The sequence below is a fragment of the Streptomyces sp. WM6386 genome (genome assembly GCF_000972385.1).
GTDB lineage: Bacteria > Actinomycetota > Actinomycetes > Streptomycetales > Streptomycetaceae > Streptomyces.
In genome coordinates this window covers 33,534-57,949 of record NZ_JXTE01000060.1, presented here as the reverse complement: position 1 = coordinate 57,949, position 24,416 = coordinate 33,534, and the positions used below count along the sequence as shown (strand labels likewise).

Annotated in this window: 19 protein-coding genes; 10 read left to right on the top strand and 9 right to left on the bottom strand. The window is 70.7% G+C overall.

What is annotated here, in order from left to right; translation table 11 throughout:
- The coding region (locus TN53_RS30290; RefSeq protein WP_046261913.1) for an acyl-CoA dehydrogenase family protein at positions 1–379 on the top strand (379 nt) is incomplete at its 5' end.
- On the opposite strand, the gene TN53_RS30285 is transcribed toward TN53_RS30290, so the two are convergent.
- Both TN53_RS30285 and TN53_RS30280 read right to left on the bottom strand, forming a co-directional pair.
- Positions 357–1,991, bottom strand: a complete 1,635-nt coding sequence (locus TN53_RS30285; RefSeq protein ID WP_046261912.1) for a cytochrome b — start codon at positions 1,989–1,991, stop codon at positions 357–359. The genes TN53_RS30290 and TN53_RS30285 overlap by 23 nt on opposite strands.
- A 116-nt stretch (positions 1,992–2,107) precedes the next feature.
- A complete protein-coding gene (locus TN53_RS30280) occupies positions 2,108–2,836 on the bottom strand; it encodes a vWA domain-containing protein (RefSeq protein ID WP_046261911.1) in 729 nt (242 codons plus the stop codon).
- 145 nt (positions 2,837–2,981) lie between these two features.
- Between TN53_RS30280 and TN53_RS30275 the strand changes: the two genes are divergently transcribed.
- Together TN53_RS30275 and TN53_RS30270 are read left to right on the top strand one after the other, a co-directional pair.
- Positions 2,982–3,896 (top strand): rhomboid family intramembrane serine protease, encoded by a 915-nt coding sequence (locus tag TN53_RS30275; protein ID WP_046261910.1) that lies wholly within the window; start codon positions 2,982–2,984, stop codon positions 3,894–3,896.
- On the top strand, positions 3,893–4,801 hold the full coding sequence (locus TN53_RS30270) for a chitosanase (protein WP_046261909.1): 909 nt from the start codon (positions 3,893–3,895) through the stop codon (positions 4,799–4,801). The genes TN53_RS30275 and TN53_RS30270 overlap by 4 nt, the downstream gene beginning before the upstream one ends.
- A 237-nt stretch (positions 4,802–5,038) precedes the next feature.
- On the opposite strand, the gene TN53_RS30265 is transcribed toward TN53_RS30270, so the two are convergent.
- The 3 genes from TN53_RS30265 to TN53_RS30255 all read right to left on the bottom strand — a co-directional run bounded on the left by TN53_RS30265 (position 5,039) and on the right by TN53_RS30255 (position 12,193).
- Entirely contained in the window at positions 5,039–6,499 is a 1,461-nt protein-coding gene (locus TN53_RS30265) for a glutamate synthase subunit beta (RefSeq protein ID WP_046261908.1), read from the bottom strand.
- Positions 6,492–11,090, bottom strand: a complete 4,599-nt coding sequence (gene gltB, locus TN53_RS30260) for a glutamate synthase large subunit (RefSeq protein WP_046261907.1) — start codon at positions 11,088–11,090, stop codon at positions 6,492–6,494. Before gltB ends, TN53_RS30265 begins: the two co-directional genes overlap by 8 nt.
- 371 nt (positions 11,091–11,461) lie before the next feature.
- The gene (locus tag TN53_RS30255) at positions 11,462–12,193 is read right to left on the bottom strand and encodes a VIT1/CCC1 transporter family protein (protein WP_046261906.1); all 732 of its coding nucleotides are present in this window, start codon (positions 12,191–12,193) and stop codon (positions 11,462–11,464) included.
- Between the two features lie 270 nt (positions 12,194–12,463).
- Here TN53_RS30255 and TN53_RS30250 point away from each other — a divergent pair, with 270 nt between their 5' ends.
- Genes TN53_RS30250 through TN53_RS30220 form a run of 7 tightly spaced genes read left to right on the top strand, consistent with a single transcriptional unit; the run spans position 12,464 to position 20,277 of the window.
- Positions 12,464–13,555 carry an ADP-ribosylglycohydrolase family protein gene (locus tag TN53_RS30250; RefSeq protein ID WP_046261905.1) on the top strand — a complete coding sequence of 364 codons (1,092 nt, stop codon included), beginning with the start codon at positions 12,464–12,466 and terminating at the stop codon, positions 13,553–13,555.
- Positions 13,552–14,841 (top strand): ADP-ribosylglycohydrolase family protein, encoded by a 1,290-nt coding sequence (locus tag TN53_RS30245; RefSeq protein WP_234441727.1) that lies wholly within the window; start codon positions 13,552–13,554, stop codon positions 14,839–14,841. The genes TN53_RS30250 and TN53_RS30245 overlap by 4 nt, the downstream gene beginning before the upstream one ends.
- A 7-nt stretch (positions 14,842–14,848) precedes the next feature.
- Entirely contained in the window at positions 14,849–16,015 is a 1,167-nt protein-coding gene (locus TN53_RS30240; protein ID WP_046261903.1) for an ADP-ribosylglycohydrolase family protein, read from the top strand.
- Positions 16,003–17,367, top strand: a complete 1,365-nt coding sequence (locus TN53_RS30235) for an ADP-ribosylglycohydrolase family protein (protein WP_046261902.1) — start codon at positions 16,003–16,005, stop codon at positions 17,365–17,367. The genes TN53_RS30240 and TN53_RS30235 overlap by 13 nt, the downstream gene beginning before the upstream one ends.
- Entirely contained in the window at positions 17,364–18,257 is an 894-nt protein-coding gene (rbsK, locus tag TN53_RS30230) for a ribokinase (RefSeq protein WP_046261901.1), read from the top strand. The genes TN53_RS30235 and rbsK overlap by 4 nt, the downstream gene beginning before the upstream one ends.
- Complete coding sequence (locus TN53_RS30225; RefSeq protein WP_046261900.1) at positions 18,254–19,456, top strand: CaiB/BaiF CoA transferase family protein; 1,203 nt, start codon at positions 18,254–18,256, stop codon at positions 19,454–19,456. The genes rbsK and TN53_RS30225 overlap by 4 nt, the downstream gene beginning before the upstream one ends.
- Entirely contained in the window at positions 19,453–20,277 is an 825-nt protein-coding gene (locus TN53_RS30220) for an HpcH/HpaI aldolase/citrate lyase family protein (protein ID WP_046261899.1), read from the top strand. The genes TN53_RS30225 and TN53_RS30220 overlap by 4 nt, the downstream gene beginning before the upstream one ends.
- Before the next feature lie 63 nt (positions 20,278–20,340).
- Here the strand turns inward: TN53_RS30220 and lgt are convergent, their stop codons facing one another.
- The 4 genes from lgt to trpB all read right to left on the bottom strand — a co-directional run bounded on the left by lgt (position 20,341) and on the right by trpB (position 24,363).
- Positions 20,341–21,291 carry a prolipoprotein diacylglyceryl transferase gene (lgt, locus tag TN53_RS30215; RefSeq protein ID WP_095046812.1) on the bottom strand — a complete coding sequence of 317 codons (951 nt, stop codon included), beginning with the start codon at positions 21,289–21,291 and terminating at the stop codon, positions 20,341–20,343.
- Positions 21,292–21,392: 101 nt separating this feature from the next.
- Positions 21,393–22,166 carry a DsbA family protein gene (locus tag TN53_RS30210; protein ID WP_046261897.1) on the bottom strand — a complete coding sequence of 258 codons (774 nt, stop codon included), beginning with the start codon at positions 22,164–22,166 and terminating at the stop codon, positions 21,393–21,395.
- Positions 22,167–22,264: 98 nt separating this feature from the next.
- The gene (gene trpA, locus TN53_RS30205) at positions 22,265–23,083 is read right to left on the bottom strand and encodes a tryptophan synthase subunit alpha (RefSeq protein WP_046261896.1); all 819 of its coding nucleotides are present in this window, start codon (positions 23,081–23,083) and stop codon (positions 22,265–22,267) included.
- A complete protein-coding gene (gene trpB, locus TN53_RS30200; RefSeq protein WP_046261895.1) occupies positions 23,080–24,363 on the bottom strand; it encodes a tryptophan synthase subunit beta in 1,284 nt (427 codons plus the stop codon). Before trpB ends, trpA begins: the two co-directional genes overlap by 4 nt.
- Positions 24,364–24,416: the final 53 nt, after the last annotated feature.

The following is a 24,416-nucleotide window of genomic DNA, read 5'->3' as shown; positions in this document are numbered from 1 at the left end:
CGGCGTCGGTCTCGCGCTCCTCGACAAGACCGTCGCCCACGTGAAGCGGCGGACCCAGTTCGGCGTGCCCATAGGCTCGTTCCAAGCCGTGAAGCATCGACTCGCCGACGCCGAGGTCGCCCTGGAGTTCGCCCGCCCCCTGCTCCTGGGTGCCGCCCTGACCATGGCCCCGGAGGACGTCGCCGCCGCGAAGGTCACCGCGTGCGAGGCGGCGTACACCACCGCCCGTACCGCGCTCCAACTGCACGGCGCGATCGGGTACACGGCGGAGTGCGACCTGTCGCTGTGGCTGACCAAGGCCCGCGCCCTGCGGACCGCCTGGGGCAGCCCGGACGAGTGCCGGGCCGCCGTCCTCCTCAGTGGGGGTCGCCGCTGCTGATCTGCCGGTACTCCTGCGCCGTCGGCTTGGGAATCCGCGTCTCGGGCCCGAACATCACATACGCCAGCCGCGCCCGCACCCGCTGGGAGACCGTGACCGGCCGCCGCACACCGTTCGCGTCGACGAGCGGTCCGATCTCGTACGGCGGGTTCTGCTCGTGCTGGGTGAGGGTGTGCAGCTGGTCCTGCGCGAGGGGTTCGTGGATCTCGACGTACTCCCCGTGCGGCAGCCGTTTGATGACGCCCGACTCCCGGCCGTGCAGCACCTTGTCCCGGTCCCGGCGCTGAAGCCCCAGACAGACCCGCTTCGTCACGATGAACGCGAGTACCGGCACGAGGAAGACGGAGATCCGCACGAACCAGGTGATCGCGTTGATGGACAGATGCAGATGGGTGGCCACGATGTCGTTGCCACCGCCGATCAGCAGGACGACGTACAGGCTCAGCCAGGCCACGCCGAGGCCGGTGCGCACGGGAACGTTGCGCGGCCGGTCCAGGATGTGGTGCTCGCGTCTGTCGCCGGTGATCCATGCCTCGACGAAGGGATAGACGCCGATGGCCAGCAGGATCAGCGGGAAGAGCGAGAAGGGGATGAGGACACCCAGCACCAGGGAGTGGCCCCAGGCGCTGATCTCCCATCCCGGCATCACCCGGATCAGGCCCTCGGAGAAGCCGAGATACCAGTCGGGCTGGGCGCCGGTGGTGACCAGGTCGGGACGGTAGGGGCCGAACGCCCACACGGGGTTGATCTGCGCGAGACCGCCCATGAGCGCCAGCACCCCGAAGACGAGGAAGAAGAAGCCGCCCGCCTTGGCCGTGTACACCGGCAGGAGCGGCATTCCCACGACCGTCCTCTCGTCGCGGCCGGGACCCGGGTACTGCGTGTGCTTGTGGTAGAAGACCAGGATCAGATGCGCGACCACCAGGCCCAGCATGATCCCGGGCAGCAGCAGGACATGGATCGGGAACAGTCTCGGGATGATGTCGTGGCCCGGGAACTCCCCGCCGAACAGGAAGAAGGAGAGATACGTCCCGATGATGGGGACCGACAGGATCGCGCCCTGGGCGAAGCGGATGCCGGTGCCGGACAGCAGGTCGTCGGGGAGGGAGTAGCCGGTCAGTCCGGTGAGGATGCCGAGCATCAACAGGGTCCAGCCGAACACCCAGTTGAGTTCGCGCGGCTTGCGGAACGCACCGGTGAAGAACACCCGCATCATGTGCACGAGCATCCCGGTGACGAAGACCAGTGCCGCCCAGTGGTGGATCTGGCGGATCAGCAGCCCGCCGCGCACATCGAAGCTGATGTCGAGCGTGGACTCGAACGCCCGGGTCATCACGATGCCGTTGAGGGGCTCGTAGGAGCCGCTGTAGACGACCTCGACGCCGCTGGGCTCGAAGAACAGGGTGAGATAGATGCCGGTGAGGATGATGACGAGGAAGCTGTAGAGGCAGATCTCGCCGAGCATGAAGGACCAGTGGTCGGGAAAGACCTTGCGCATATTGGCCTTGGCCAGCCCGTACAGGCCGAGCCGCCCGTCCGCCCAGTCGGCGATCCTCTCGCCCTTCGCGGGGGTCCGTCCCCGCGCCTCGTCCACCGATCGCGCGCCGTCCATAGGCCGTCGCCTCCGTCGTCGGATCACCTTCAGAGTGGCACGACGACGCGGCTAAGCCAACGGCGAGCGCAGCCCCGCGAGGGACTCCCGCGCACTCGCCCCGGCGGAGGGCCGGTTCAGGCGCCCGGCGGGATGATCCCCTGCGCTCGCGCGGCCACCAGCCACTTCGGGAACTCGCCGACGATCCGGTCGTACAGCTCGGTGTCGGACACCTTCCGCGGCTCCGCGCCGGCGTGGAAGAACCCGGCGTTGTCGACGGCCCGCTTGTCCGGGACGGCGAGTTCGTCGAGCTTGCGCAGATAGTCGAACTGCTTGCTCCTGGCGTCCCCGAAGCCGATGAACTGCCAGAACAGCGGGAGCCTGGCCGCCTTGCACAGGTACCGTTCCGCGGCGAGCTTGTTGATCGGGCCGCCGTCGGTCTGGAAGACGACGAGGGCGGGTTCGCGCGAGCCGCTGTCGAGGTAGTGGTCGATGACCGCGTCCATGGCCAGGTGGTAGCTGGTCTTGCCCATGTGCCCGAGCCCGGCCACGATCCGTTCGATCCGCCCCTGGTGGTCGGCGAGCGCGATCTCGGTCTCGGCGTCGACCTCGGTGGAGAAGAACACCACCGGCACGGTGCCGTCGTCGTCGAGGTGCGCGGACAGTCCCAGCACCCGGTCGGCGAGCGCCTGCACACTGCCGTCGTTGTAGTACGGCTTCATGGACCCGGAGTAGTCGACGACGAGGTAGACCGCGGCCCGCAGCCCGTCCAGGCCGTGCTTGCGCAGCGAGACCCCTGCGCTCTTGTAGAGGCTTACCAGCGCGGGCGCGGTCTCCTCGACCTTGGTGAGACTGATCGCGGACATCCGAGCTCCCCCTTGCCGTCCCTTCGAACGTGCCGAGCGTACGTCACCGGAGGCCCGCCGCTCGCCCTGTCCCCAGGTGTTCGCTATTTTGTTCGCCGCCGTACCAACCGGCTCATCGATCGTCCCTTGTCCCTAGGAGCCGGCCGTGGAACCCGAGTCCGCCGTCACCACCTGTTACCGCCATCCCCAGGTGGAGTCCCATGTCCGCTGCACCCGCTGCGAGCGGTACATCTGCCCGGACTGCATGCGCGAGGCGGCCGTCGGCCACCAGTGCGTGGAGTGCGTGAAGGAGGGCGCGCGATCCGTCCGCCAGGCCCGTACGGTCGTCGGCGGGCGGGTGTCGGCGGTGCCGCTGGTGACGTACGTCCTGATCGGGCTCAATGTCCTGGCGTACCTCGGTGAGGTGATCCGCCCGGAGATCGTGGACCGGTTCTCGATGCTGACCGCCGGTCTGGTGGGCCCGGACGGCGGCCACTACGTCTACCAGTCCTCCTACCCGTCGGACTTCCACGCCGAGGGCGTGGTGGCGGGGCAGTGGGAGCGGCTGCTGACCAGTGGCTTCCTGCATCTGGAGCCCACCGAGGGAACGTTCGGCCTGATGCACATCGTGATGAACATGTGGTCGCTGTGGCAGCTCGGCCGGGTCGTGGAGCCGATGCTGGGCCGGGCCCGTTATCTGGCGCTGTACCTGCTGTCGACGGTCGGCGGTTCGGTCGCGGTGCTCCTGCTCGCCGACGCGGGCGAGGGTGCCGTCGGCGCCTCGGGGGCGATCTTCGGCCTGGGGGCGGCGTACTACGTCCTGGCCCGCCGCGTGGGCGCGGACATGGGGGCGGTCAACCGCCTCATGGTCTTCCTGCTCGTGTGGCTCGTGGCCTCCGCGGCCTTCACCTCGTGGGAGGGCCACCTCGGCGGCCTGCTCACGGGCGGCGCCGTGACACTGGCGTACACGTATGCTCCCCGCGGACCACGGCGCGGGTTGATCCAGACGGTCGCCTGTGTGGCGCTGGTTGCGCTGCTCGTGGTCCTGGCGATCGCGAAGGTCTCGGAGCTGACCCGGTGAGACGAGCAAGGACTGTGGTGCTGTTCGCGGCCGTTCCCGTCGTCATCACGGCGGCGGCCTGGCTTCTCGCCCCCACGGACTCCGCCGACGCCCCGGGGCGGCCGCCGGTGTCCGCCTCGCAGCTGGCGCGCGAGGAGGCCAAGAGCCGTGCCGAGGAGGAACAGGCGGCGGACGACGAGGCGATCGCCGCCCTGCCGGCCGGGCTGTCCGCGCCCGCCAAGAAGGAGCTGGCCCAGCAGATCGTGGCGAGCGCCGAGAACTCCACCCTCGACTGGCGTTCCGCCTATGGCTACATCGAGGACATCGGGGACGGCCAGGGCTACACGGCCGGCATCATCGGCTTCTGCACCGGGACCAACGATCTGCTCACCCTGGTCGAGCGCTACACGAAGGCCCACCCGGACAACGGTCTGGCCCGCTATCTGCCCGCCCTGCGCGAGGTCGACGGCACGGACTCCCACGAGGGCCTGGACCCCGGCTTCACGAAGGCGTGGAAGGCGGAGGCCGAGGTGGCGGCCTTCCGCAGGGCCCAGGACGAGGAACGCGACCGCGCCTACTTCGACCCCGCGGTCCGCCTCGCCAAGCTCGACGGCCTGGGGACGCTGGGTCAGTTCATCTACTACGACGCCATGGTCTTCCACGGCCCCGGCACCAACTCCACCAGCTTCTACGGCCTGCGCGAACGCGCGATCCACGAGGCCGACCCGCCCTCCGAGGGCGGCTCCGAGAAGGCCTACCTCGACATCTTCCTCGACGTCCGCGAGGAGGCCATGCGCACCAGACACGGGGACATCGACACGTCCCGCGTCGACACCGCGCAGCGGCGGTTCCTGTACGACGGGAAGCTGGACCTGGGTACGCCGCTGACGTGGCAGGTGTACGGGGAGACGTTCGAGGTGCCTTAGGAGGCCCCCCTCGGGGACTTACCAGCTTCACCGACGCCGAACGCCCCCATCTCCAGGGCCGGGTGGGCGCCTGCGCCGAGGACGCCACCGTGGAGTTCGAGGGGCTCGACGCTTCCTGAGCATGCGACGGCGCCTGCCTTCCGTCCGGTCGGGGACTGGGAGGGCAGGCGCCGTCAGTGTTCCGCACGCCTTTGTACGGGACGTTCTATGAGCCGGTTAAGGCTTTTTGACGAACCGTCAGACCATCAGGGAACGGTCCGTCGGACGGATCGGGGCCGGCAGTTCGCTGACACCGGTCAGGAAGCGGTCGACGCCGCGGGCGGCCGAGCGGCCCTCCGCGATCGCCCACACGATGAGGGACTGGCCGCGGCCCGCGTCACCGGCGACGTACACACCGGGGACGTTGGTCTGGAAGTCGGCGTCGCGGGCGATGTTGCCGCGCTCGTCGAGCTCCAGGCCGAACTGCTCGACCAGACCGTTCTCCCGGTCGGTGCCGGTGAAGCCCATCGCGAGAGTGACCAGCTGGGCGGGGATCTTGCGCTCCGTGCCCGGCTTCGAGGTCAGCTTGCCGTCGATGAACTCGACCTCGCTGAGGTGAAGCCACTGGACGTTGCCGTCCTCGTCGCCCTCGAAGTGGGTGGTGGAGACGGAGTAGACCCGCTCGCCGCCCTCCTCGTGCGCGGACGTGACCTTGTAGAGCATCGGGAAGGTCGGCCACGGCTGGTTCGGCGCCCGGTCCTCGCCGGGGCGAGGCATGATCTCCAGCTGCGTGACGGAGGCCGCGCCCTGGCGGTGGGCGGTGCCCACGCAGTCGGCGCCGGTGTCGCCACCGCCGATGACCACGACGTGCTTGCCCTCGGCGGTGATGGGGGGCGCCACGAAGTCGCCCTCCTGCACCTTGTTGGCCAGGGGCAGGTACTCCATCGCCTGGTAGACGCCCTTGAGCTCGCGGCCGGGGACCGGGAGGTCACGGGCGGTCGTCGCACCGGCGGCGATGACGACGGCGTCGTACCGCTTGCGCAGGTCGGTCGCCTTGAGGTCGCGGCCGATCTCGATACCGGTACGGAAGCGGGTGCCCTCCGCGCGCATCTGCTCGATACGGCGGTTGATGTGCCGCTTCTCCATCTTGAACTCGGGGATCCCGTAGCGCAGCAGGCCGCCGACGCGGTCGGCGCGCTCGTAGACGGCGACGGTGTGGCCGGCCCGCGTGAGCTGCTGGGCGGCGGCCAGGCCCGCCGGGCCCGAGCCGATCACCGCGACGGTCTTGCCCGACAGCCGCTCGGGGGCCTGCGGCTCGACGTCACCGCTGTCCCACGCCTTGTCGATGATCGAGACCTCGACGTTCTTGATGGTCACGGCCGGCTGGTTGATGCCGAGCACACACGCCGACTCGCAGGGGGCCGGGCAGAGGCGACCGGTGAACTCCGGGAAGTTGTTGGTCGCGTGCAGACGCTCGCTCGCGGCCGCCCAGTCCTCGCGATAGGCGTAGTCGTTCCACTCGGGGATGAGGTTCCCCAGCGGACAGCCGTTGTGACAGAACGGGATACCGCAGTCCATGCAGCGGCTGGCCTGCTTGCTGATGATCGGCAGCAGGGAGCCGGCGACGTAGACCTCGTTCCAGTCCTTCAGGCGTACGTCGACGGGGCGGGACTTGGCGACCTCACGGCCGTGGTTCAGGAAGCCCTTCGGGTCAGCCATTGATCGCCGCCTCCATCATCTTCTCGGTGATCTCGGTCTCGGAGAGACCGGCCTGCTCGGCGGCGGCCTTGGCGGCGAGCACTGCCTTGTACGTGCTGGGGATGATCTTGCTGAAGCGCTCCACGGACGTCTCCCAGTCGACGAGCAGCTTCTCGGCGACCGTGGACCCCGTCTCCTCGGCGTGGCGGCGCACCACGTCGTGCAGCCACTGCTTGTCGGCCTCGTCCAGCGCCTCTACGGCGCTCACGTTGCCGGCGTTGACGTTGTCGCGGTCCAGGTCGATGACGTACGCGACACCACCGGACATACCGGCCGCGAAGTTACGGCCCGTCTCGCCCAGGACCACCGCGTGACCGCCGGTCATGTACTCGCAGCCGTGGTCGCCCACGCCCTCCGAGACCACCAGCGCACCGGAGTTGCGGACGCAGAAGCGCTCACCGGTACGGCCGCGCAGGAACAGCTCGCCGCCGGTCGCGCCGTAGGCGATCGTGTTGCCCGCGATCGTCGAGAACTCGGCGAGGTGGTCGGCGCCCCGGTCCGGGCGGACGACGACCCGGCCGCCGGAGAGGCCCTTGCCGACGTAGTCGTTGGCGTCGCCCTCCAGGCGCAGCGTGACACCGCGCGGCAGGAAGGCACCGAAGGACTGGCCCGCGGACCCGGTGAAGGTGATGTCGATGGTGTCCTCGGGCAGGCCCGCACCGCCGAACTTCTTCGTCACCTCGTGGCCGAGCATGGTGCCGACCGTGCGGTTGATGTTGCGGATGGCGACCTGGGCGCGCACCGGCTGGGCGTCGGTGGCGCTGGACGCGGCCAGGGCGTCGGCGGCGAGCTTGATGAGCTCGTTGTCGAGCGCCTTCTCCAGGCCGTGGTCCTGCTCGATCACCTGGTGCAGAGCGGAGCCCTCGGGCAGCTCGGGCACGTAGAAGAGCGGAGCCAGGTCGAGGCCCTGCGCCTTCCAGTGGTTGACCGCGCGGGTCACGTCGAGGGTCTCGGCGTGGCCGACGGCCTCCTCGATGGTGCGGAAGCCCAGCTCGGCGAGGATCTCGCGGACCTCTTCGGCGATGAACTGGAAGAAGTTCACGACGTACTCGGCCTTGCCCGTGAACCGGTCGCGCAGCGTCGGGTTCTGGGTGGCGATGCCGACCGGGCAGGTGTCCAGGTGGCAGACGCGCATCATGACGCAGCCGGAGACGACGAGCGGCGCGGTCGCGAAACCGAACTCCTCGGCACCGAGCAGCGCGGCGATGACGACGTCACGGCCGGTCTTGAGCTGGCCGTCGGTCTGGACGACGATGCGGTCGCGCAGGCCGTTGAGCAGCAGCGTCTGCTGGGTCTCGGCAAGGCCCAGCTCCCAGGGACCACCGGCGTGCTTGAGGGACGTCAGCGGCGACGCGCCCGTACCGCCGTCGTGACCCGAGATGAGGACGACGTCCGCATGCGCCTTGGAGACACCCGCGGCGACCGTGCCGACGCCGACCTCGGAGACCAGCTTCACGTGAATCCGCGCCTGCGGGTTCGCGTTCTTCAGGTCGTGGATCAGCTGGGCCAGGTCCTCGATGGAGTAGATGTCGTGGTGCGGCGGCGGGGAGATGAGGCCCACGCCCGGCGTCGAGTGACGCGTCTTGGCGACCCACGGGTAGACCTTGTGGCCGGGCAGCTGGCCGCCCTCGCCGGGCTTGGCGCCCTGGGCCATCTTGATCTGGATGTCGTCCGCGTTGACCAGGTACTCGGAGGTCACACCGAAGCGGCCGGAGGCGACCTGCTTGATGCTGGACCGCCGTGCCGGGTCGTACAGCCGGTCCGCGTCCTCGCCGCCCTCACCGGTGTTGGACTTGCCGCCCAACTGGTTCATGGCGATGGCGAGGGTCTCGTGCGCCTCCTTGGAGATGGAGCCGTACGACATGGCGCCGGTGGAGAAGCGCTTGACGATCTCGGAGACCGGCTCGACCTCGTCGACGGAGATCGAGGGGCGGTCCGACTTGAAGCCGAAGAGTCCACGGAGGGTCATCAGCCGCTCGGACTGCTCGTTCACGCGGTCCGTGTACTTCTTGAAGATGTCGTAGCGGTTGGTGCGCGTCGAGTGCTGGAGGCGGAAGACCGTCTCCGGGTCGAACAGGTGCGGCTCGCCCTCGCGGCGCCACTGGTACTCGCCGCCTATGTCCAGGGCGCGGTGGGCCGGCGCGATGCCGGACGCCGGGTACGCCTTGGCGTGCCGGGCGGCGACCTCCTTGGCGATGACGTCGATGCCGACGCCGCCGATCTTGGTGGCCGTGCCGTTGAAGTACTTCTCGACGAAGGCGGTGTCGAGACCGACGGCCTCGAAGACCTGGGCGCCGCGGTAGGAGGCGACGGTCGAGATGCCCATCTTGGACATGACCTTCAGAACGCCCTTGCCCAGCGCGTAGATCAGGTTGCGGATCGCCTGCTCGGGCTCCAGGCCGTCGAGGAAGGTGCCCGCGCGCAGCAGGTCCTCGACGGACTCCATGGCCAGGTACGGGTTGACCGCCGCGGCGCCGAAGCCGATGAGCAGGGCGACGTGGTGGACCTCGCGGACGTCGCCGGCCTCGACCAGCAGGCCCACCTCGGTGCGCTGCTTGGTGCGGATGAGGTGGTGGTGGACGGCCGCGGTGAGCAGCAGCGACGGGATCGGCGCGTGCTCGGCGTCGGAGTGCCGGTCCGACAGGACGATCAGTCGGGCGCCGTTGTCGATGGCGGCGTCGGCCTCGGCGCAGATCTCGTCGATGCGTGCGGCGAGGGAGTCGCCGCCGCCGGAGACGCGGTAGAGGCCGGAGAGCGTCGCGGCCTTCATGCCGGGCATGTCGCCGTCGGCGTTGATGTGTATGAGCTTGGCCAGCTCGTCGTTGTCGATGACCGGGAAGGGCAGGGTGACGGTCCGGCAGGACGCGGCGGTCGGCTCCAGCAGGTTGCCCTGCGGGCCCAGCGAGGAACGCAGCGAGGTGACGAGCTCCTCGCGGATGGCGTCCAGCGGCGGGTTGGTGACCTGCGCGAACAGCTGGGTGAAGTAGTCGAAGAGGAGACGCGGGCGCTCGCTCAGCGCGGCGATCGGCGAGTCCGTGCCCATCGAACCGAGCGGCTCGCCGGCGGTCTTGGCCATCGGCGCGAGGATGATGCGCAGCTCTTCCTCGGTGTAACCGAAGGTCTGCTGGCGGCGGGTGACCGAGGCGTGGGTGTGCACGATGTGCTCGCGCTCGGGCAGGTCGGAGAGCTCGATCTCGCCGGCCTCCAGCCACTCCGCGTAGGGGGCCTCGGCGGCGAGCTGCGCCTTGATCTCGTCGTCCTCGATGATGCGGTGCTCGGCGGTGTCGACGAGGAACATCCTGCCGGGCTGGAGGCGGCCCTTTCGGACGACCTTGGCGGGGTCGATGTCCAGGACGCCGACCTCGGAGCCGAGGACGACGAGGCCGTCGTCGGTGACCCAGTAGCGGCCGGGGCGCAGGCCGTTGCGGTCGAGCACCGCGCCGACCTGGACGCCGTCGGTGAAGGTGACACAGGCCGGGCCGTCCCAGGGCTCCATCATCGTGGAGTGGAACTGGTAGAACGCGCGCCGGGCCGGGTCCATGGAGTCGTGGTTCTCCCACGCCTCCGGGATCATCATCAGCACGGAGTGCGGCAGCGAACGCCCACCGAGGTGGAGCAGTTCGAGCACCTCGTCGAAGGACGCCGAGTCGGAGGCGTCCGGCGTACACACCGGGAAGACGCGCTCGAGGGCCTTGTCGTCGTTGCCGAACAGGCTGGAGACGAGCTGCGACTCGCGGGCGACCATCCAGTTGCGGTTGCCCTTGACGGTGTTGATCTCACCGTTGTGCGCGACGAAGCGGTACGGGTGCGCGAGGGGCCACGACGGGAAGGTGTTCGTGGAGAAGCGCGAGTGGACGAGGGCGACGGCCGAGGCGAAGCGGCGGTCGGACAGGTCCGGGAAGAAGGGCTCGAGCTGGCCGGTGGTCAGCATGCCCTTGTAGACGATGGTGCGCGCGGAGAGCGACGGGAAGTAGACGTCGACCTCGCGCTCGGCGCGCTTGCGCAGCACGAACGCCTTGCGGTCGAGGTCGATGCCGCTGCTGGTGCCGTCGGCGACGAAGAGCTGGCGGAAGGCGGGCATCGTCGAACGCGCGGTGGCGCCGAGGAGCCCGGGTGCGACCGGGACCTCGCGCCAGCCGAGGACGGTGAGTCCCTCTTCGGCGGCGATGGCGTCGATCTGCGCGGTGGCGTCCTCGGTGCCGTCCTCCGGCAGGAAGGCGATACCGACGGCGTACGCACCGGCCTCGGGCAGCTCGAATTCGGCCACCTCGCGGAAGAACGCGTCCGGGACCTGGGTCAGGATGCCCGCGCCGTCACCCGAGTCGGGCTCGGAGCCGGTGGCACCGCGGTGCTCCAGGTTGCGCAGAACGGTCAGCGCCTGCTCGACCAGCGCATGGCTCGCCTCGCCGGTGAGGGTGGCCACGAAACCGACGCCACAGGCGTCCTTTTCGTTGCGGGGGTCGTACATACCCTGCGCAGCAGGGCGAGCATCCATGAAGGACCACTTCTGGCCATTCGCGGAGTGCTGGGACGGCTGGCGCGGCGTACGCATCGGCTCTCCCGTCGTCGTCTCAAGTGGCATATCTGCGTGCCGAGGGACGACGTTGGCCCTCTGCGTGTGCGCAAAATTTCGTGCAGGTTACATGATGGAGCGGATCTCGGGAACCGGATACCCCGTTCCAACATGCGGACGCCACGAGCTCGCGAAGCGGGTGTCGCGGACGTGGCTTGAAGTATGTGGGACCGAACAGGACAGATCAGTGTCCATCGGCCCAGGGGGCGAGGGGAGCGGCGTCGCCCACCTCGCGGATGCGCGGCAGGCGTCATTGCCCACAGCGCTTACGGCTCATGCCCAGTGGTTAAGCATTCGAAACCAGTGAGTAACGGCTACTTATGCGGCCCAACGCATAAGTTCCAGTCGACCTATCCTACGGCCGTTCCGAACAAACTGCCCAGGGCGTATGTCACACCCGCCGCGGCACCACCGAGGACGAGCTGTCGCAGTCCGCTGAACCACCAGCTCCGCGCGGTCACCTTGGCCACAACGGCACCGCAGGCGAAGAGCCCGACCAGCGCGAGCAGCAGGGCGGGCCACAGCGTGGTCGCGCCGAGCAGATAAGGCAGTACGGGAAGCAGGGCCCCCAGCGCGAACGCGCCGAATGACGACACGGCGGCGACGAGCGGCGACGGCAGATCCCCGGGGTCGATCCCGAGCTCCTCGCGCGCGTGTATCTCCAGGGCCTGCTCGGGATCCCGCGACAGCTGCCTGGCCACCTCACGGGAGAGCAAGGGCTCGACGCCCCGGGCCTCGTAGAGAGCCGCGAGTTCGGCCTCTTCGTCCTGCGGATGCTTGCGGAGCTCGCGCCGCTCGACATCCAGCTCGGCCTCGACGAGCTCGCGCTGCGAGGCGACGGAGGTGTACTCACCGGCGGCCATGGAGAAGGCGCCGGCGGCGAGCCCGGCAAGGCCCGTCAGCACGATGGCCTGCTGCCCGACGGCCCCACCGGCGACGCCGGTCATGAGGGCGAGGTTCGAGACGAGTCCGTCCATCGCCCCGAAGACGGCGGGCCGCAGCCACCCCCCGTTCACATCCCGGTGCGTGTGGTTGTCACGGTGCGCCTCGTGCAGCGGCGCCTCGGTCTCGATGATGGCCATGCGGGGTCCCCCAGTAAGCTGAGCCAAAGCTAAGTTTGGACTGATTCTAATTATTGACAACGAGACTCTATGTGCTGGAATTCCCGCCCGCCACCAAGGAAAGGCTGGGCTAACCTGCGGCTTTACCGTCGAATGCGCATACGATCGCATGGCCGCTCAGATGTCGACCGGGTGACGCTGGGCCCCCTGACGCTCTGGTGACGTGTGCCGGTGGGACACATCTGCAAAGGCCCCGCGCCCTGTGCGGAGCCTCTGTAGGAGAGGCCGCGTATGGCATCCATCGCCTGCATTCCCTCGGTCCCGGCGCCCGGGGACGCCGCCGGACTCCGCGAGCGGGGACGCGGCGCCCTGCTGGGCCTGGCCGTGGGCGACGCCCTGGGCGCCCCGGCGGAGAACATGAAGCCCTCGGAGATCCGGGCCCGCTGGGGCCGCATCACGGGATACGTGGCCAAGACCCCGGCGGGCACGGACGACACGGAGTACGCGATCTTCTCGGGGCTGCTCCTGGCCCGCCACGGCTCGGCGCTGACGCCGTCCCATGTGGAGGCGGCGTGGCACGAATGGATCGCGGACCGGGACGAGGGCCCCTTCCGGGGCGCCGGTTTCAGCGAACGCGGCACCCTGGAGAACCTCCGCAGGGGTCTGGCAGCGCCCATCTCGGCCCAGCACCGCCACGCCTGGAGCGACGGACTGGCCATGAGGGCGGCCCCCTTCGGCGTCTTCGCGGCGGGGCGCCCGGCGGAGGCGGCACGGCTGGTGGCGATCGACGGCTCGGTGAGCCACGAGGGCGAGGGCATCTACGGCGGCCAGGCGGTCGCGGCGGGCGTGGCGGCGGCGATGGCGGGCGCCCCCACGATCGCGGTGGTGGCTTCGGCGCTGGCCGTGGTCCCGGACGACTCCTGGACGGCGAGGTCGTTGCGCCGAGCGGTGGCGGTGGCCCACCGGGGCGAACGCGCGGTCCGCTCGGCCGTGGTGATCGGCGGCTACCCCTGGACCGACCTGGCCCCCGAGGCGGTCGCCCTGGCCTTCGGCGCGTACGCGGCAGCCGACGGCGACTTCGTGGACGCGGTCCTGACCGCGGTGAACATGGGCAGGGACGCGGACACGACAGCAGCGGTGGCCGGGGCCCTGGCCGGCGCGACGAAGGGCGTGTCCTCGATCCCGGCTGACTGGGCAGCGGCGATCGGCCCGGCGAGGGGCAGCTGCCTCCCGGCGATGGCGGGCCATCACGTACTGGACGTGGCGGACCGCCTGACGGAGACGGTACGAGGCACGGCTCCCGCACCCGAGACCCCCTGGCCGCCCCCGGACCCGACGGCGTTCACGCTGGCGGCGGACGACGAGCCGGGGGCGACCCGATGAGCACACATCCTTCAGCCCGTCCGGCGTTTGAGGACGAGGCCCCTTCAGGGCCGACGGGGGTCCAGGGGGCGGAGCCCCCTGGGGGCGGGGTCGAAGGGGCGGCAGCCCCTGGAGGACGGGAACGGGTAGGGGCGGCGGGGGCGACTACATCCGTCAGCGACCCCGCCACGGGCCCCCGGCGTATCGAAGGCCTCCTCCTCGGACTCGCCGCAGGCGACCCCGCCGGCTGGCCCGCCGCCAGACACCGCGCCGCCCGCATGCCCGACTGGACCCGCCGCCTGACCCGCGAACTCGACACCTTCGCCGAACAGAACGCGACGACGACCCTCCCCGTCCCCATCGCCCTGAACCAACCCCCGGAGCCCCTCCGCCTGGGCCCCTCGGACGACGCGGAATGGGCGGCCTTCGCCGCGGAGGCCCTCCTCCGAGCCGGCGACGACACCGCCCTGGGCGACCTCAGCCGAGAACGCCGCGCAAGAGCCGCGATCGACCTCACCTGGAACGCCCTCGCCAGCGAGGTCGCCGCCGCGGCGGACCGCGCCCCCGAGATCGAATCCGCCGTACTCCCCCTGCGCGCCCGCATCTCGGTGAGAGCGGGCCTCGGCAACCTCGCCACCGGCCTGCGCCCGCCCGCCACCGGCCACGACAATCCCCACTACTTCGACGACGCGGCCTGCATCCGTGCCTGCGTCCTCGCCGCAGCCCACCCCGGCAACCCCCGACTCGCCGCGGACCTGGCCGAGTTCGACGCCCGCTACACCCAGGACGGCGACGGCGTGCACGGCGCGCGAGCCATGGCCGCAGCCCTCTCCCTCGCCCTCACCGGCGCCGACATCCACACCTGCACCACAGCCGCCCTCACCGAACTCCCCGAGGAGACCGAGATCGGCCGCAACGCCCGCCACGCCCTCAAGCTGGCCCAGGACGCCGAGAACGCCTTCGCCCTGATCCCTCTCCTGGAACACCAGATCGTCGACCACGTCTACAGCTACGGCATCGCGGCAGCCGAGACGGTCCCGGTAGCCCTGGCCCTGGCCACCGCGGCGAACGGCCGGATCGCGGAAGCCGTACCGGCGGCGGCCTGCCTCTCCCGGGTCGCCGACTCGGCCCCCGCCCTGACCGGCGCCCTCACCGGCGCACTGGGCGGCGGGCAGGCGATCCCCTCCACCTGGCGGGACACCTGCCGCACCCTCTCCGGCTGCGCCCTCCCCCGGCTCACCGGCACCGACCTCGTAGAACTCGCCGAACTCCTGGAAGCCACGCAACCGGCCACACCAGGAGGATGATTCGGGCATGACGCCCAAAGAATCAGAAACCAGCCTTGAGGACCGGATCACCGGCGCCCTCGTGGGCGCGGCCGTCGGCGACGCCCTGGGCGGCCCGGTGGAGGGCTACTCCCCCGACCAGATCCTCGAACGTCACGCCGGCCGCGTCCACGGCGTCGTCGGCCCCTGGAACGGCGACGCCTGGCGCACCGCCCGCCCCATCGCCCCGTACCACAAGGGCGACGGCCACGTCACCGACGACACCTTGATGACGCACGCCCTGGTCAGGGTCTACGCCAAGGTCCGCGACCACCTGGACGCGTACGCGATCGCGGACCACCTGGTCCCGGACCTGATGACCGTTCCCCGCTGGATCCCGGAGCTCGAACAGGAGGCTCTCCCCCTCCACCGCGTCTTCCTGGCGGAGAAGTGGCTGGTGACCCGCCTCCACTACGGCCACGTAGACCCCCGCGAGGCAGGCGTGGGCAACATCGTCAACTGTGGCGCCGCGATGTACATGGCCCCGGCCGGCCTGGTCAACGCGGCCGACCCCCGGGCCGCCTACGCCGAGGCCCTGGACATCGCGGGCGCCCACCAGTCGTCGTACGGCCGTGAGGCGGCGGCAGTTTTCGCGGCGGCGGTGGCGGCGGCCTGCGCCCCGAACGCGACCCCGGAGTCGGTCGTGACCACCTGTCTGTCCCTGGCGAAGGACGGCACCCGGACGGCGATCCTGAAGGTCTGCGAAGCAGCCCAGGGCCACACGGAGTTCGAGTCGGCCCTGAAGCCGCTCAGGGAGGCGATCGCGCCGTACGACACGGTGGGTCCCGACTACCGCGCCCCCTCCCTCGGCGCCCGCCGCCCCTCCCGTCTGCACGCGATCGAGGAACTCCCCATCGCGCTGGGCATGTTGCTGGTGGCCGGCGGGGACTACCGCCACGCGGTCCTGGGCGCGGTGAACTACGGCCGCGACTGCGACTCGACCGCGACCATGGCGGGCGCGATCGCGGGCGCCCTCGGCTCGCCGCCCCCGGACGACTGGGCGAAGCAGGTCGCGGAGGCCAGCCGCCTGGACCTCTGGGACCCGGCGACCGCGCTCACCGAGGTGACCCGAGAGATCTTCGAACGGGACGTACGCCGCCGCCGCGCCCACGAGTCCGCCTTCGCCGAGATCGAAGGCCCGAGATGCTCCGACTGACCTGGGTCCAACCCGAAGACCTCCTGGGCCACGAACTCCGCCAGGCGGCACTGGACGGCCGCGAGGCGTCGGTGATCGCGGCGCGATGGAAGGCAGCGGGCGGCGAGGAGGCCCCCCTCAGCGCAGGCGCCTCCCCGGAACCCCCGTCCAGGTATCTCCGGCAACTGGCAAAGGACCTGCTGGACGAACTGGCGGACCTGCCGGGCAGGTTGGAGGACCACGAACCGACGGACCTGACAAAGATCAAACGACTGTGCCCCGACTGGCCGTCCGGCACCGGCGCCGTACCCCTCGTTCCCTGCCCCCGCTTCGAAGCAGCCTGGCTGGGCCGAGCCGTCGGCTGCCTTCTGGGCAAACCCGTCGAAAAGCTCCCTCTGGAAGCCATCCGTGACCTGGCCAGGTCCACCGGCAACTGGCCCCTGAACACCTACTTCACTGCCCGGGGAGTCCCCTCCGACCTCCTGCGAGCCCACCCCTGGAACCGCCGCTCGGCCCCCACCTCCCTCGCCGAGAACATCGACGGCATGCCCGAGGACGACGACCTCAACTACCCCCTCCTCAATCTCCTCCTGCTCCAACGCCACGGCAGGGACTTCACCCCCACGGACGTGGCCGGCCTCTGGCTGGACGAACTCCCCGCCGGCCGCACCTTCACCGCCGAACGCATCGCCTACCGCAACCTCCTCCTCGGCCTGAACCCCCCTCACACGGCCCGCCACCGCAACCCCTTCCGCGAATGGATCGGCGCCCTGATCCGAGCCGACGTCCACGGCTGGACCAACCCCGGCGACCCGGCATCCGCGGCGCAGCAGGCCCACCGGGACGCCACCCTCACCCACACCGCCAACGGCGTCTACGCGGCGATGTTCACGGCGGCCACCATCGCCACCGCGACCACCGGCACCCACGACATCCACTCCTGCCTGCGCACCGGCCTGACCGTGATCCCCCCGGCCTCCCGCCTCTCCCGGGCCGTCCACCACGCGATCCGGCTGGCCCGGCACACCGACGACTTCGACGAGGTCGTGGACGAACTCCACGCCACCTACGCCGGCACCCACCACTGGGTCCACGCCATCCCCAACACCGCCCTCATCGCCGCCGCCCTCACCCACGCCGACGGCGACTTCACCGGCTCCATCTGCCGGGCGGTGAGCGGCGGTTGGGACACCGACTCCAACGGCGCCACCGCGGGCAGCATCGCCGGCCTCCTCACCGGCGCCCCCGAGCGGCTCCCCGACCGCTGGACCGCCCCCCTCAAGAACCGCCTCGCCACCTCCGTCGCCGACTTCGACGGCACCGGCTTCGACGCCCTCGCCCACCTCACCCGCCTGGAGGCTTCCCGCCCATGACGCACATCGCCGTACTCGGCAGCTCGAACATGGACCTCGTCGCCTACGTCGCCAAGGCCCCGCAGCGCGGAGAGACCGTGACGGGACGGGAGTTCCGCACGATCCCCGGCGGCAAGGGCGCCAACCAGGCGATCGCCGCGGCCCGCGCGGGCGCCACCGTCTCGATGATCGGCGCGGTCGGCAACGACGCCCACGGCACCCAGCTGCGCTCCACCCTCGAACACTCCGGTGTCGACACCGACCACCTCCGCACCGTGGAGGGCCCGTCCGGCACCGCCCACATCGTCGTCGACGACGAGGGCGGCAACGCGATCGTCGTGATCCCCGCCGCGAACGGCACGGTCGACCACCTCGCCCCCGGCGACGACGGCCTCATCGCCAGCGCCGACGCCCTGCTCCTCCAACTGGAGATCCCCCTGGCCGCGGCCATCGCCGGCGCCGAGGCGGCCCGCGCCCACCGTGTCCGCACCATCCTCACCCCGGCTCCCGCCCAGCCCCTGCCCATCGAACTCCTCGCCGCCACCGACCTGTTGATCCCCAACGAGCACGAGGCGTCCACCCTCACCGGCCGCGCCGACCCGCACGCCGCGGCGATCGCCCTCCTCGACGAGGTGCCGGAGGTGGTCGTCACCCTGGGCTCCGCGGGCAGCCTCTACGTGTCCCGCTACGCCGAGCCGCTCAGCGTCCCCGCCCCCCAGGTCACCGCCGTGGACTCGACCGGTGCGGGCGACACCTTCGCCGGCGCCCTCGCGGTGGCACTCGGCGAGGGCCGGCCCATGCGCGAGGCCCTGAAGTGGGCGGCCGCGGCGGCGGCCATCTCGGTCCAGCGGGCGGGCGCCTCGGCGTCGATGCCGTACCGCCCCGAGATCGACAAGCAGTGCACGGTATGAAGGTCCCGCACGGCACCGCCCCCCTCACCGGCCTCCGCGTCCTCGACCTCGCCACCCTCTTCGCCGGCCCCGTCGCCGCCACGATGCTCGGCGACTTCGGCGCGGAGGTCATCAAGGTCGAGCACCCGTCCAAGCCCGACCCCTCCCGTGGCCACGGTCCGTCGAAGGACGGCATCGGCCTGTGGTGGAAACTCCTCGGCCGCAACAAGCGCACGATCACCCTGGACCTCTCCAGGCCGGGCGGCCGGGCGACCCTCCTGCGCCTCGCCGCGACCGCGGACGTCGTCATCGAGAACTTCCGCCCCGGCACCCTGGAGAAGTGGGACCTGGGCTGGGACGAACTCTGCGCGGCCAACCCCCGGCTGATCCTCACCCGTGTGACCGCCTTCGGTCAGTTCGGCCCCTACGCCCATCGCCCCGGCTTCGGCACCCTCGCCGAGGCGATGAGCGGCTTCGCCGCGATCACCGGCGAACCGGACGCACCCCCGACGCTCCCGCCCTTCGGCCTCGCCGACTCCATCGCGGGCCTCGCGACGGCGTACGCGGTGATGACGGCGCTCGCCGCCCGCGACCGCACCGGCGAGGGCCAGGTCGTGGACATGGCGATCATCGAGCCGATCCTCCTGGCCCTGGGCCCGCAGCCGACCTGGTACGACCAGCTGGGCTACGTCCAGGAACGCTCAGGCAACCGCTCCGCCAACAACGCCCCGCGCAACACCTACCGCACCGCGGACGGCAGTTGGGTCGCCGTCTCCACCTCGGCCCAGTCGGTCGCGGAACGCGTGCTGTGTCTGGTGGGCCGCGAGGACCTGACCGCCGAGCCGTGGTTCGCCACGGGCGCCGACCGGGCCCGCCACGCCGATGTCCTCGACGAGGCGGTCGGCACCTGGATCGCCGAGCGCACCCGCACGGAGGTCCTGGCCGCCTTCGAGAAGGCGGAGGCGGCGGTGGCCCCGATCCAGGACGTCCGGGACGTGATGACGGACCCCCAGTACGCGGCCCTGGACACCATCACCACGGTCGCCGACCCCGACCTGGGCCCCCTCCGTATGCAGAACGTCCTCTTCCGCCTCTCCGACACCCCCGGCGCGATCCGCTGGACAGGCCGCCCGCACGGCGCGGACACCAAGGAGGTCCTGGCGGAACTGGGCCTGACGGAGAGCGAGTTGGCGAGGCTGCGTGAGGAGGGCGCGGTATGACACCACTCACCTGGCTGTACGTCCCGGGCGACCGCCCCCCTGTGGTGGCCAAGGCCCTGACAGCCGGCGCCGACGTCGTGGTGATCGACCTCGAGGACGCGGTGGCCCCCGACCGCAAGGCCTACGCCCGTGACGCCACCGCGGAACTCCTCGCCCAGCCGCAGCCGCAGCCCGTCCACGTCCGGGTCAACGCCCTGGACGGTCCCCTCGCGGCCGCCGACCTGAAAGCCCTGGCCGCCCTCCCCGGCCTGACCGGCCTGCGTCTCCCCAAGGTGACCTCCCCGGCGCAGATCACCCGCATCGCCGCACACACGGCCCCTGCCGCCGGAGGCGCCCTCGCCCTGTACGCCCTCCTCGAGACAGCCCTCGGTGTGGAGCGCGCCTACGAGATCGCCGCCGCCCACCCGTCCCTGCGCGGCATCGCCCTGGGCGAGACGGACCTACGGGCCGACCTGGGCTTGCGGGACGACCCGGGCCTCGACTGGTCCCGCTCCCGAGTGATCGTGGCGGCCAGAGCGGCGTCCCTCCCTCCACCACCCCAGTCCGTCCACCCCGACATCCGCGACCTGGAGGGCCTGGCAGCCTCCTGCGCCCATGGCCGCACCCTGGGCTTCCTGGGCCGGGCCGCCATCCACCCCCGCCAGCTCCCGGTGATCGAACAGGCCTACCTCCCCACGGCATGGGAGATCGAACAGGCGGAAACGATCGTGAAGGCGGCAGCGGTGGAACGGGGCGCACAGGCATTGCCCGACGGCCGGTTCATCGACGCGGCGGTGGTGGCAACAGCACAACGCACCCTGTCCCTGGCCCACCGGATCTGAGCCCGTACGACGATGAGGGGCGCCCTGGATCCAGGGCGCCCCTCATCGTCGTACGACCGGTTCTCAGCTCTTCTTCGCGGACTCCGCCTCGTCCTTGGCGTCGTCGTCCTTGGCGTCGTCGTTCGCCTCTTCCGCGGCCTCGGCGGAGTCGGCGTCCTCGGTCTTCTCCTCAGCCGCGGTCTCTCCGTCGGAACCGTCGACGTCGGGTTCCACGACCTCTTCCCGGCCCGGCCGCTTCTTCGCCGACACCACGATGTAGACCACCGCGAGCAGGAACACGACCAGCGCGGTCCAGTTGTTCAGGCGCAGGCCCAGGATGTGGTGGGCGTCGTCGACGCGGAGGTACTCGATCCAGAACCGGCCCACGCAGTACGAGGCGACGTACAGCGCGAACGCCCGCCCGTGCCCGAGCTTGAAGCGCCGGTCGGCCCAGATGACGAGGACGGCGACGCCGACGCACCACAGGGACTCGTACAGGAAGGTCGGGTGGTAGTAGCCCGGCACCCGGCCGTCCGTCGAGGACGTGATGTGCAGGGCCCACGGAAGGTCCGTCTCCCGCCCGTACAGCTCCTGGTTGAACCAGTTGCCCCAGCGGCCGATCGCCTGGGCGAGGGCGATGCCGGGGGCGATGGCGTCGGCGTAGGCCGGCAGCGGGATGCCCCGGCGGCGGCAGCCGATCCAGGCGCCCAGGGCACCGAGCGCGATCGCGCCCCAGATGCCGAGACCGCCCTCCCAGATCTTGAAGGCGTCCACCCAGTCGCGGCCCTCGCTGAAGTACAGCTCGTAGTCCGTGATCACGTGGTAGAGCCGGCCGCCGAGCAGACCGAACGGCACGGCCCAGACGGAGATGTCGGCCACCGTGCCGACTCGCCCGCCCCGGGCGATCCAGCGCTTGTTGCCGAGCCAGACTGCGACGAAGACACCGATGATGATGCAGAACGCGTAGCCGCGCAGCGGAATGGGGCCGAGGTGGATCACCCCGCGCGACGGGCTGGGAATGTAGGCAAGTTCCATGGCAGGTCCGACGCTACCGTGCCGGGCGCCACCCACGGCAGGCAGCCCGGCTACGGGTCCATAACGGGAGGGTCGGAAGACTCTTACCCCTAGGGCCTGCCCTAGTTCGCCTCCAGCACCTGCTGCTTCAGCTTCGCCGGGGTCATGGTCTGGTCCTGATAGATGTTCTTGCCGTCGAGGAGGACGGTCGGGGTGCCGGAGAATCCGCCGTTTCGGAAGGCCGCCGCGGACTTGGCTACCCAGGTGTCGTGGGTGCCGTCCTCGACACAGGTACGGAACGTGGTCGTGTCCAGGCCGTCGACCTTCTTCGCCAGCTCGATGAGCTTGCTGTCCTTGGCGAAGGCGTCGTCGGTCTCCTGCGGCTGGTTCTCGTACAGCACGTCGTGGTACGCGGTGAACCTGCCCGCGTCCTGGGCGCAGGCCGCCGCGTTGGCCGCCTTGCGGGAGCCGGAGCCGCCCATGTTGCCGTCGATGATCGTCGCGAGGTGGTACTGCACCTTCAGCCGGCCGGAGTCCGTCAGCTCATGGATCGTCGAGCGGTAGGCGTCCTCGAAGGACTTGCAGGCCGGGCAGCGGAAGTCCTCCCAGATCGTGAGCGTGGACTTGGCATTCGCCTTTCCGACCGGGATGGCGAGGTTGTCGTCGCCGTTGGCCCCCGAGGGCGCCACGACCGGGCCGTCCGCCGAGTCGCCGGTGTCGTCCTTGCCCGCGTTGGCGGCGACCACTCCGATCACCGCCGCGAGGCCCAGGACACAGACGACGCTCGCACCCACGATCAGCGTTCGCCGTCGCTTCTCCGCGGTCTTCTGCTTCTCTCGCTCGACCGCCAGCCGCTCGCGGGCGGTGCGCTTTCCCTCACGGTTCTTCTCGCTCACACCCGCAGAACGAACCGGGGAGGCGCACCGCGCCTCCCCGGTCCCAGGTCCACCCGTTCGAGTGACCCGTACGAAATGTCCCGCCTACCTACGGGATGTCACACCTGCTTGCGCACGCCCTTCGCCAGCTCACCGGCGAGCTCGCGGACGGCCTCGACCCCCGCCTTGTCGTCCGGCGCGTCCAGCATCCGCTTCACGAAGGCCGAACCGACGATCACGCCGTCCGCGAAGCCGGCCACCTCGGCGGCCTGCGCGGCGTCGGAGACCCCGAGCCCGACACAGACGGCCAGGCCGCTGCCGGTGGCACGGGTGCGCTCGACCAGTTCCTGCGCCTGTGCGCCCACCGACGCACGGGTGCCGGTGACGCCCATGAGCGAGGCGGCGTACACGAACCCGCTGCCCGCCGCGGTGATCTCGGCGAGCCGCGCGTCCTTGCTGCTGGGCGCGACCACGAAGACCGTGGCCAGCCCGTGCTTCTGCGCGTGCTCCCTCCACAGCGCCGACTCCTGCACGGGCAGGTCCGGCAGGATGCACCCGGCCCCACCCGCCTCGGCGAGCTCGGCGGTGAAGCGCTCGACGCCGTAGCGGTCGATCGGGTTCCAGTACGTCATCACGAGCACCGGCTTCCCGGTCGCCTCGTACGCCTCACGCACCGTCCGCATGACGTCGGCGATCTTGACACCGCCGCGCAGGGCGATGTCGTCGGCGGTCTGGATGACCGGGCCGTCGAGGACGGGGTCGCTGTGCGGCAGACCCACCTCGACGACATCGGCACCGCCGTCGAAGGCGGCCTTGATCGCCTCGATGCCGCCGTCCACGGTCGGGAACCCGGCCGGGAGGTAGGCGATGAGCGCGGAGCGGCCCTCGGCCTTGGCACCGGCGAGGGTGTCCGTCAACAGCTGGATGTTCCCGCTCACTTGGCGTCCCCCTCGATCTCGGCGAGGTCGGCGGCGTCGGCCGCGACCTCGGCGTCGGTGTCGTACAGGCCGAAGTAACGCGCGGCCGTGTCCATGTCCTTGTCGCCCCGCCCGGACAGGTTGACGATGATCAGCCCGTCCTTGCCCAGCTCCCTGCCGACCTCCAGCGCACCGGCCAGCGCGTGGGCGCTCTCGATGGCCGGGATGATGCCCTCGGTGCGCGAGAGCAGGCGCAGGGCCTGCATGGCCGCGTCGTCGGTGACCGCGCGGTACTCGCCGCGGCCGCTGTCCTTGAGGTAGGAGTGCTCGGGACCGATGCCCGGGTAGTCCAGACCGGCCGAGATCGAGTACGGCTCGGTGATCTGGCCCTCCTCGTCCTGCAGGACGTAGGAGCGCGAACCGTGCAGGATGCCGGGCTCGCCCTCGGTCAGGGTCGCCGCGTGCTCGCCGGTCTCCACGCCGTGCCCGGCGGGCTCGCAGCCGATGAGGCGTACGTCCGCGTCCGGGATGAAGGCGTGGAAGAGACCGATGGCGTTGGAGCCGCCGCCGACGCAGGCGACGGCCGCGTCGGGGAGCCGGCCGGCCCGCTCCAGGATCTGCCGGCGGGCCTCGACGCCGATGACACGGTGGAAGTCACGGACCATGGCCGGGAAGGGGTGCGGTCCCGCCACCGTGCCGAAGAGGTAGTGCGTGCGGTCGACGTTGGCGACCCAGTCGCGGAACGCCTCGTTGATCGCATCCTTGAGGGTGCGCGATCCCGACTTCACGGCGATGACCTCGGCGCCGAGCATGCGCATCCGGGCCACGTTGAGGGCCTGGCGCTGGGTGTCGATCTCACCCATGTAGATCGTGCACTCGAGGCCGAACAGCGCGCAGGCCGTCGCCGTCGCCACGCCGTGCTGACCGGCGCCGGTCTCGGCGATGACACGGGTCTTGCCCATGCGCCTGGTGAGCAGGGCCTGGCCGAGCACGTTGTTGATCTTGTGCGAGCCGGTGTGGTTGAGGTCTTCCCGCTTCAGGAAGATCCGTGCGCCACCCGCTTCCGCGGCGAAACGGGGGACCTCGGTGAGCGACGACGGGCGGCCCGTGTAGTTGAGCAGCAGGTCGTCGAGCTCGCGGGCGAACTCGGGGTCGTGCTTGGCCTTGTCGTACTCGACGGCGACCTCGTCCACGGCGGCGACGAGGGCCTCCGGGATGAACTTGCCGCCGAACGCGCCGAAGTAGCCTTCGGCGCTGGGGACTTGACCCTCGGGGTCGGGGATGAAGAACTCGCTGGGCATGCGGAAACCTCACGGTGAGTTTGGGAAATGCCTAATCGCCGTGGGGCGTGGGG

Coding starts and splice junctions, on each gene's coding strand:
- TN53_RS30285 (WP_046261912.1), bottom strand. CDS start 1,991: ATGGACGGCGCGCGATCGGTGGACGAGGCGCGGGGACGGACCCCCGCG.
- TN53_RS30280 (WP_046261911.1), bottom strand. CDS start 2,836: ATGTCCGCGATCAGTCTCACCAAGGTCGAGGAGACCGCGCCCGCGCTG.
- TN53_RS30265 (WP_046261908.1), bottom strand. CDS start 6,499: ATGGCTGACCCGAAGGGCTTCCTGAACCACGGCCGTGAGGTCGCCAAG.
- gltB (WP_046261907.1), bottom strand. CDS start 11,090: ATGCGTACGCCGCGCCAGCCGTCCCAGCACTCCGCGAATGGCCAGAAG.
- TN53_RS30255 (WP_046261906.1), bottom strand. CDS start 12,193: ATGGCCATCATCGAGACCGAGGCGCCGCTGCACGAGGCGCACCGTGAC.
- TN53_RS30250 (WP_046261905.1), top strand. CDS start 12,464: ATGGCATCCATCGCCTGCATTCCCTCGGTCCCGGCGCCCGGGGACGCC.
- TN53_RS30245 (WP_234441727.1), top strand. CDS start 13,552: ATGAGCACACATCCTTCAGCCCGTCCGGCGTTTGAGGACGAGGCCCCT.
- TN53_RS30240 (WP_046261903.1), top strand. CDS start 14,849: ATGACGCCCAAAGAATCAGAAACCAGCCTTGAGGACCGGATCACCGGC.
- TN53_RS30235 (WP_046261902.1), top strand. CDS start 16,003: ATGCTCCGACTGACCTGGGTCCAACCCGAAGACCTCCTGGGCCACGAA.
- rbsK (WP_046261901.1), top strand. CDS start 17,364: ATGACGCACATCGCCGTACTCGGCAGCTCGAACATGGACCTCGTCGCC.
- TN53_RS30225 (WP_046261900.1), top strand. CDS start 18,254: ATGAAGGTCCCGCACGGCACCGCCCCCCTCACCGGCCTCCGCGTCCTC.
- TN53_RS30220 (WP_046261899.1), top strand. CDS start 19,453: ATGACACCACTCACCTGGCTGTACGTCCCGGGCGACCGCCCCCCTGTG.
- lgt (WP_095046812.1), bottom strand. CDS start 21,291: ATGGAACTTGCCTACATTCCCAGCCCGTCGCGCGGGGTGATCCACCTC.
- trpB (WP_046261895.1), bottom strand. CDS start 24,363: ATGCCCAGCGAGTTCTTCATCCCCGACCCCGAGGGTCAAGTCCCCAGC.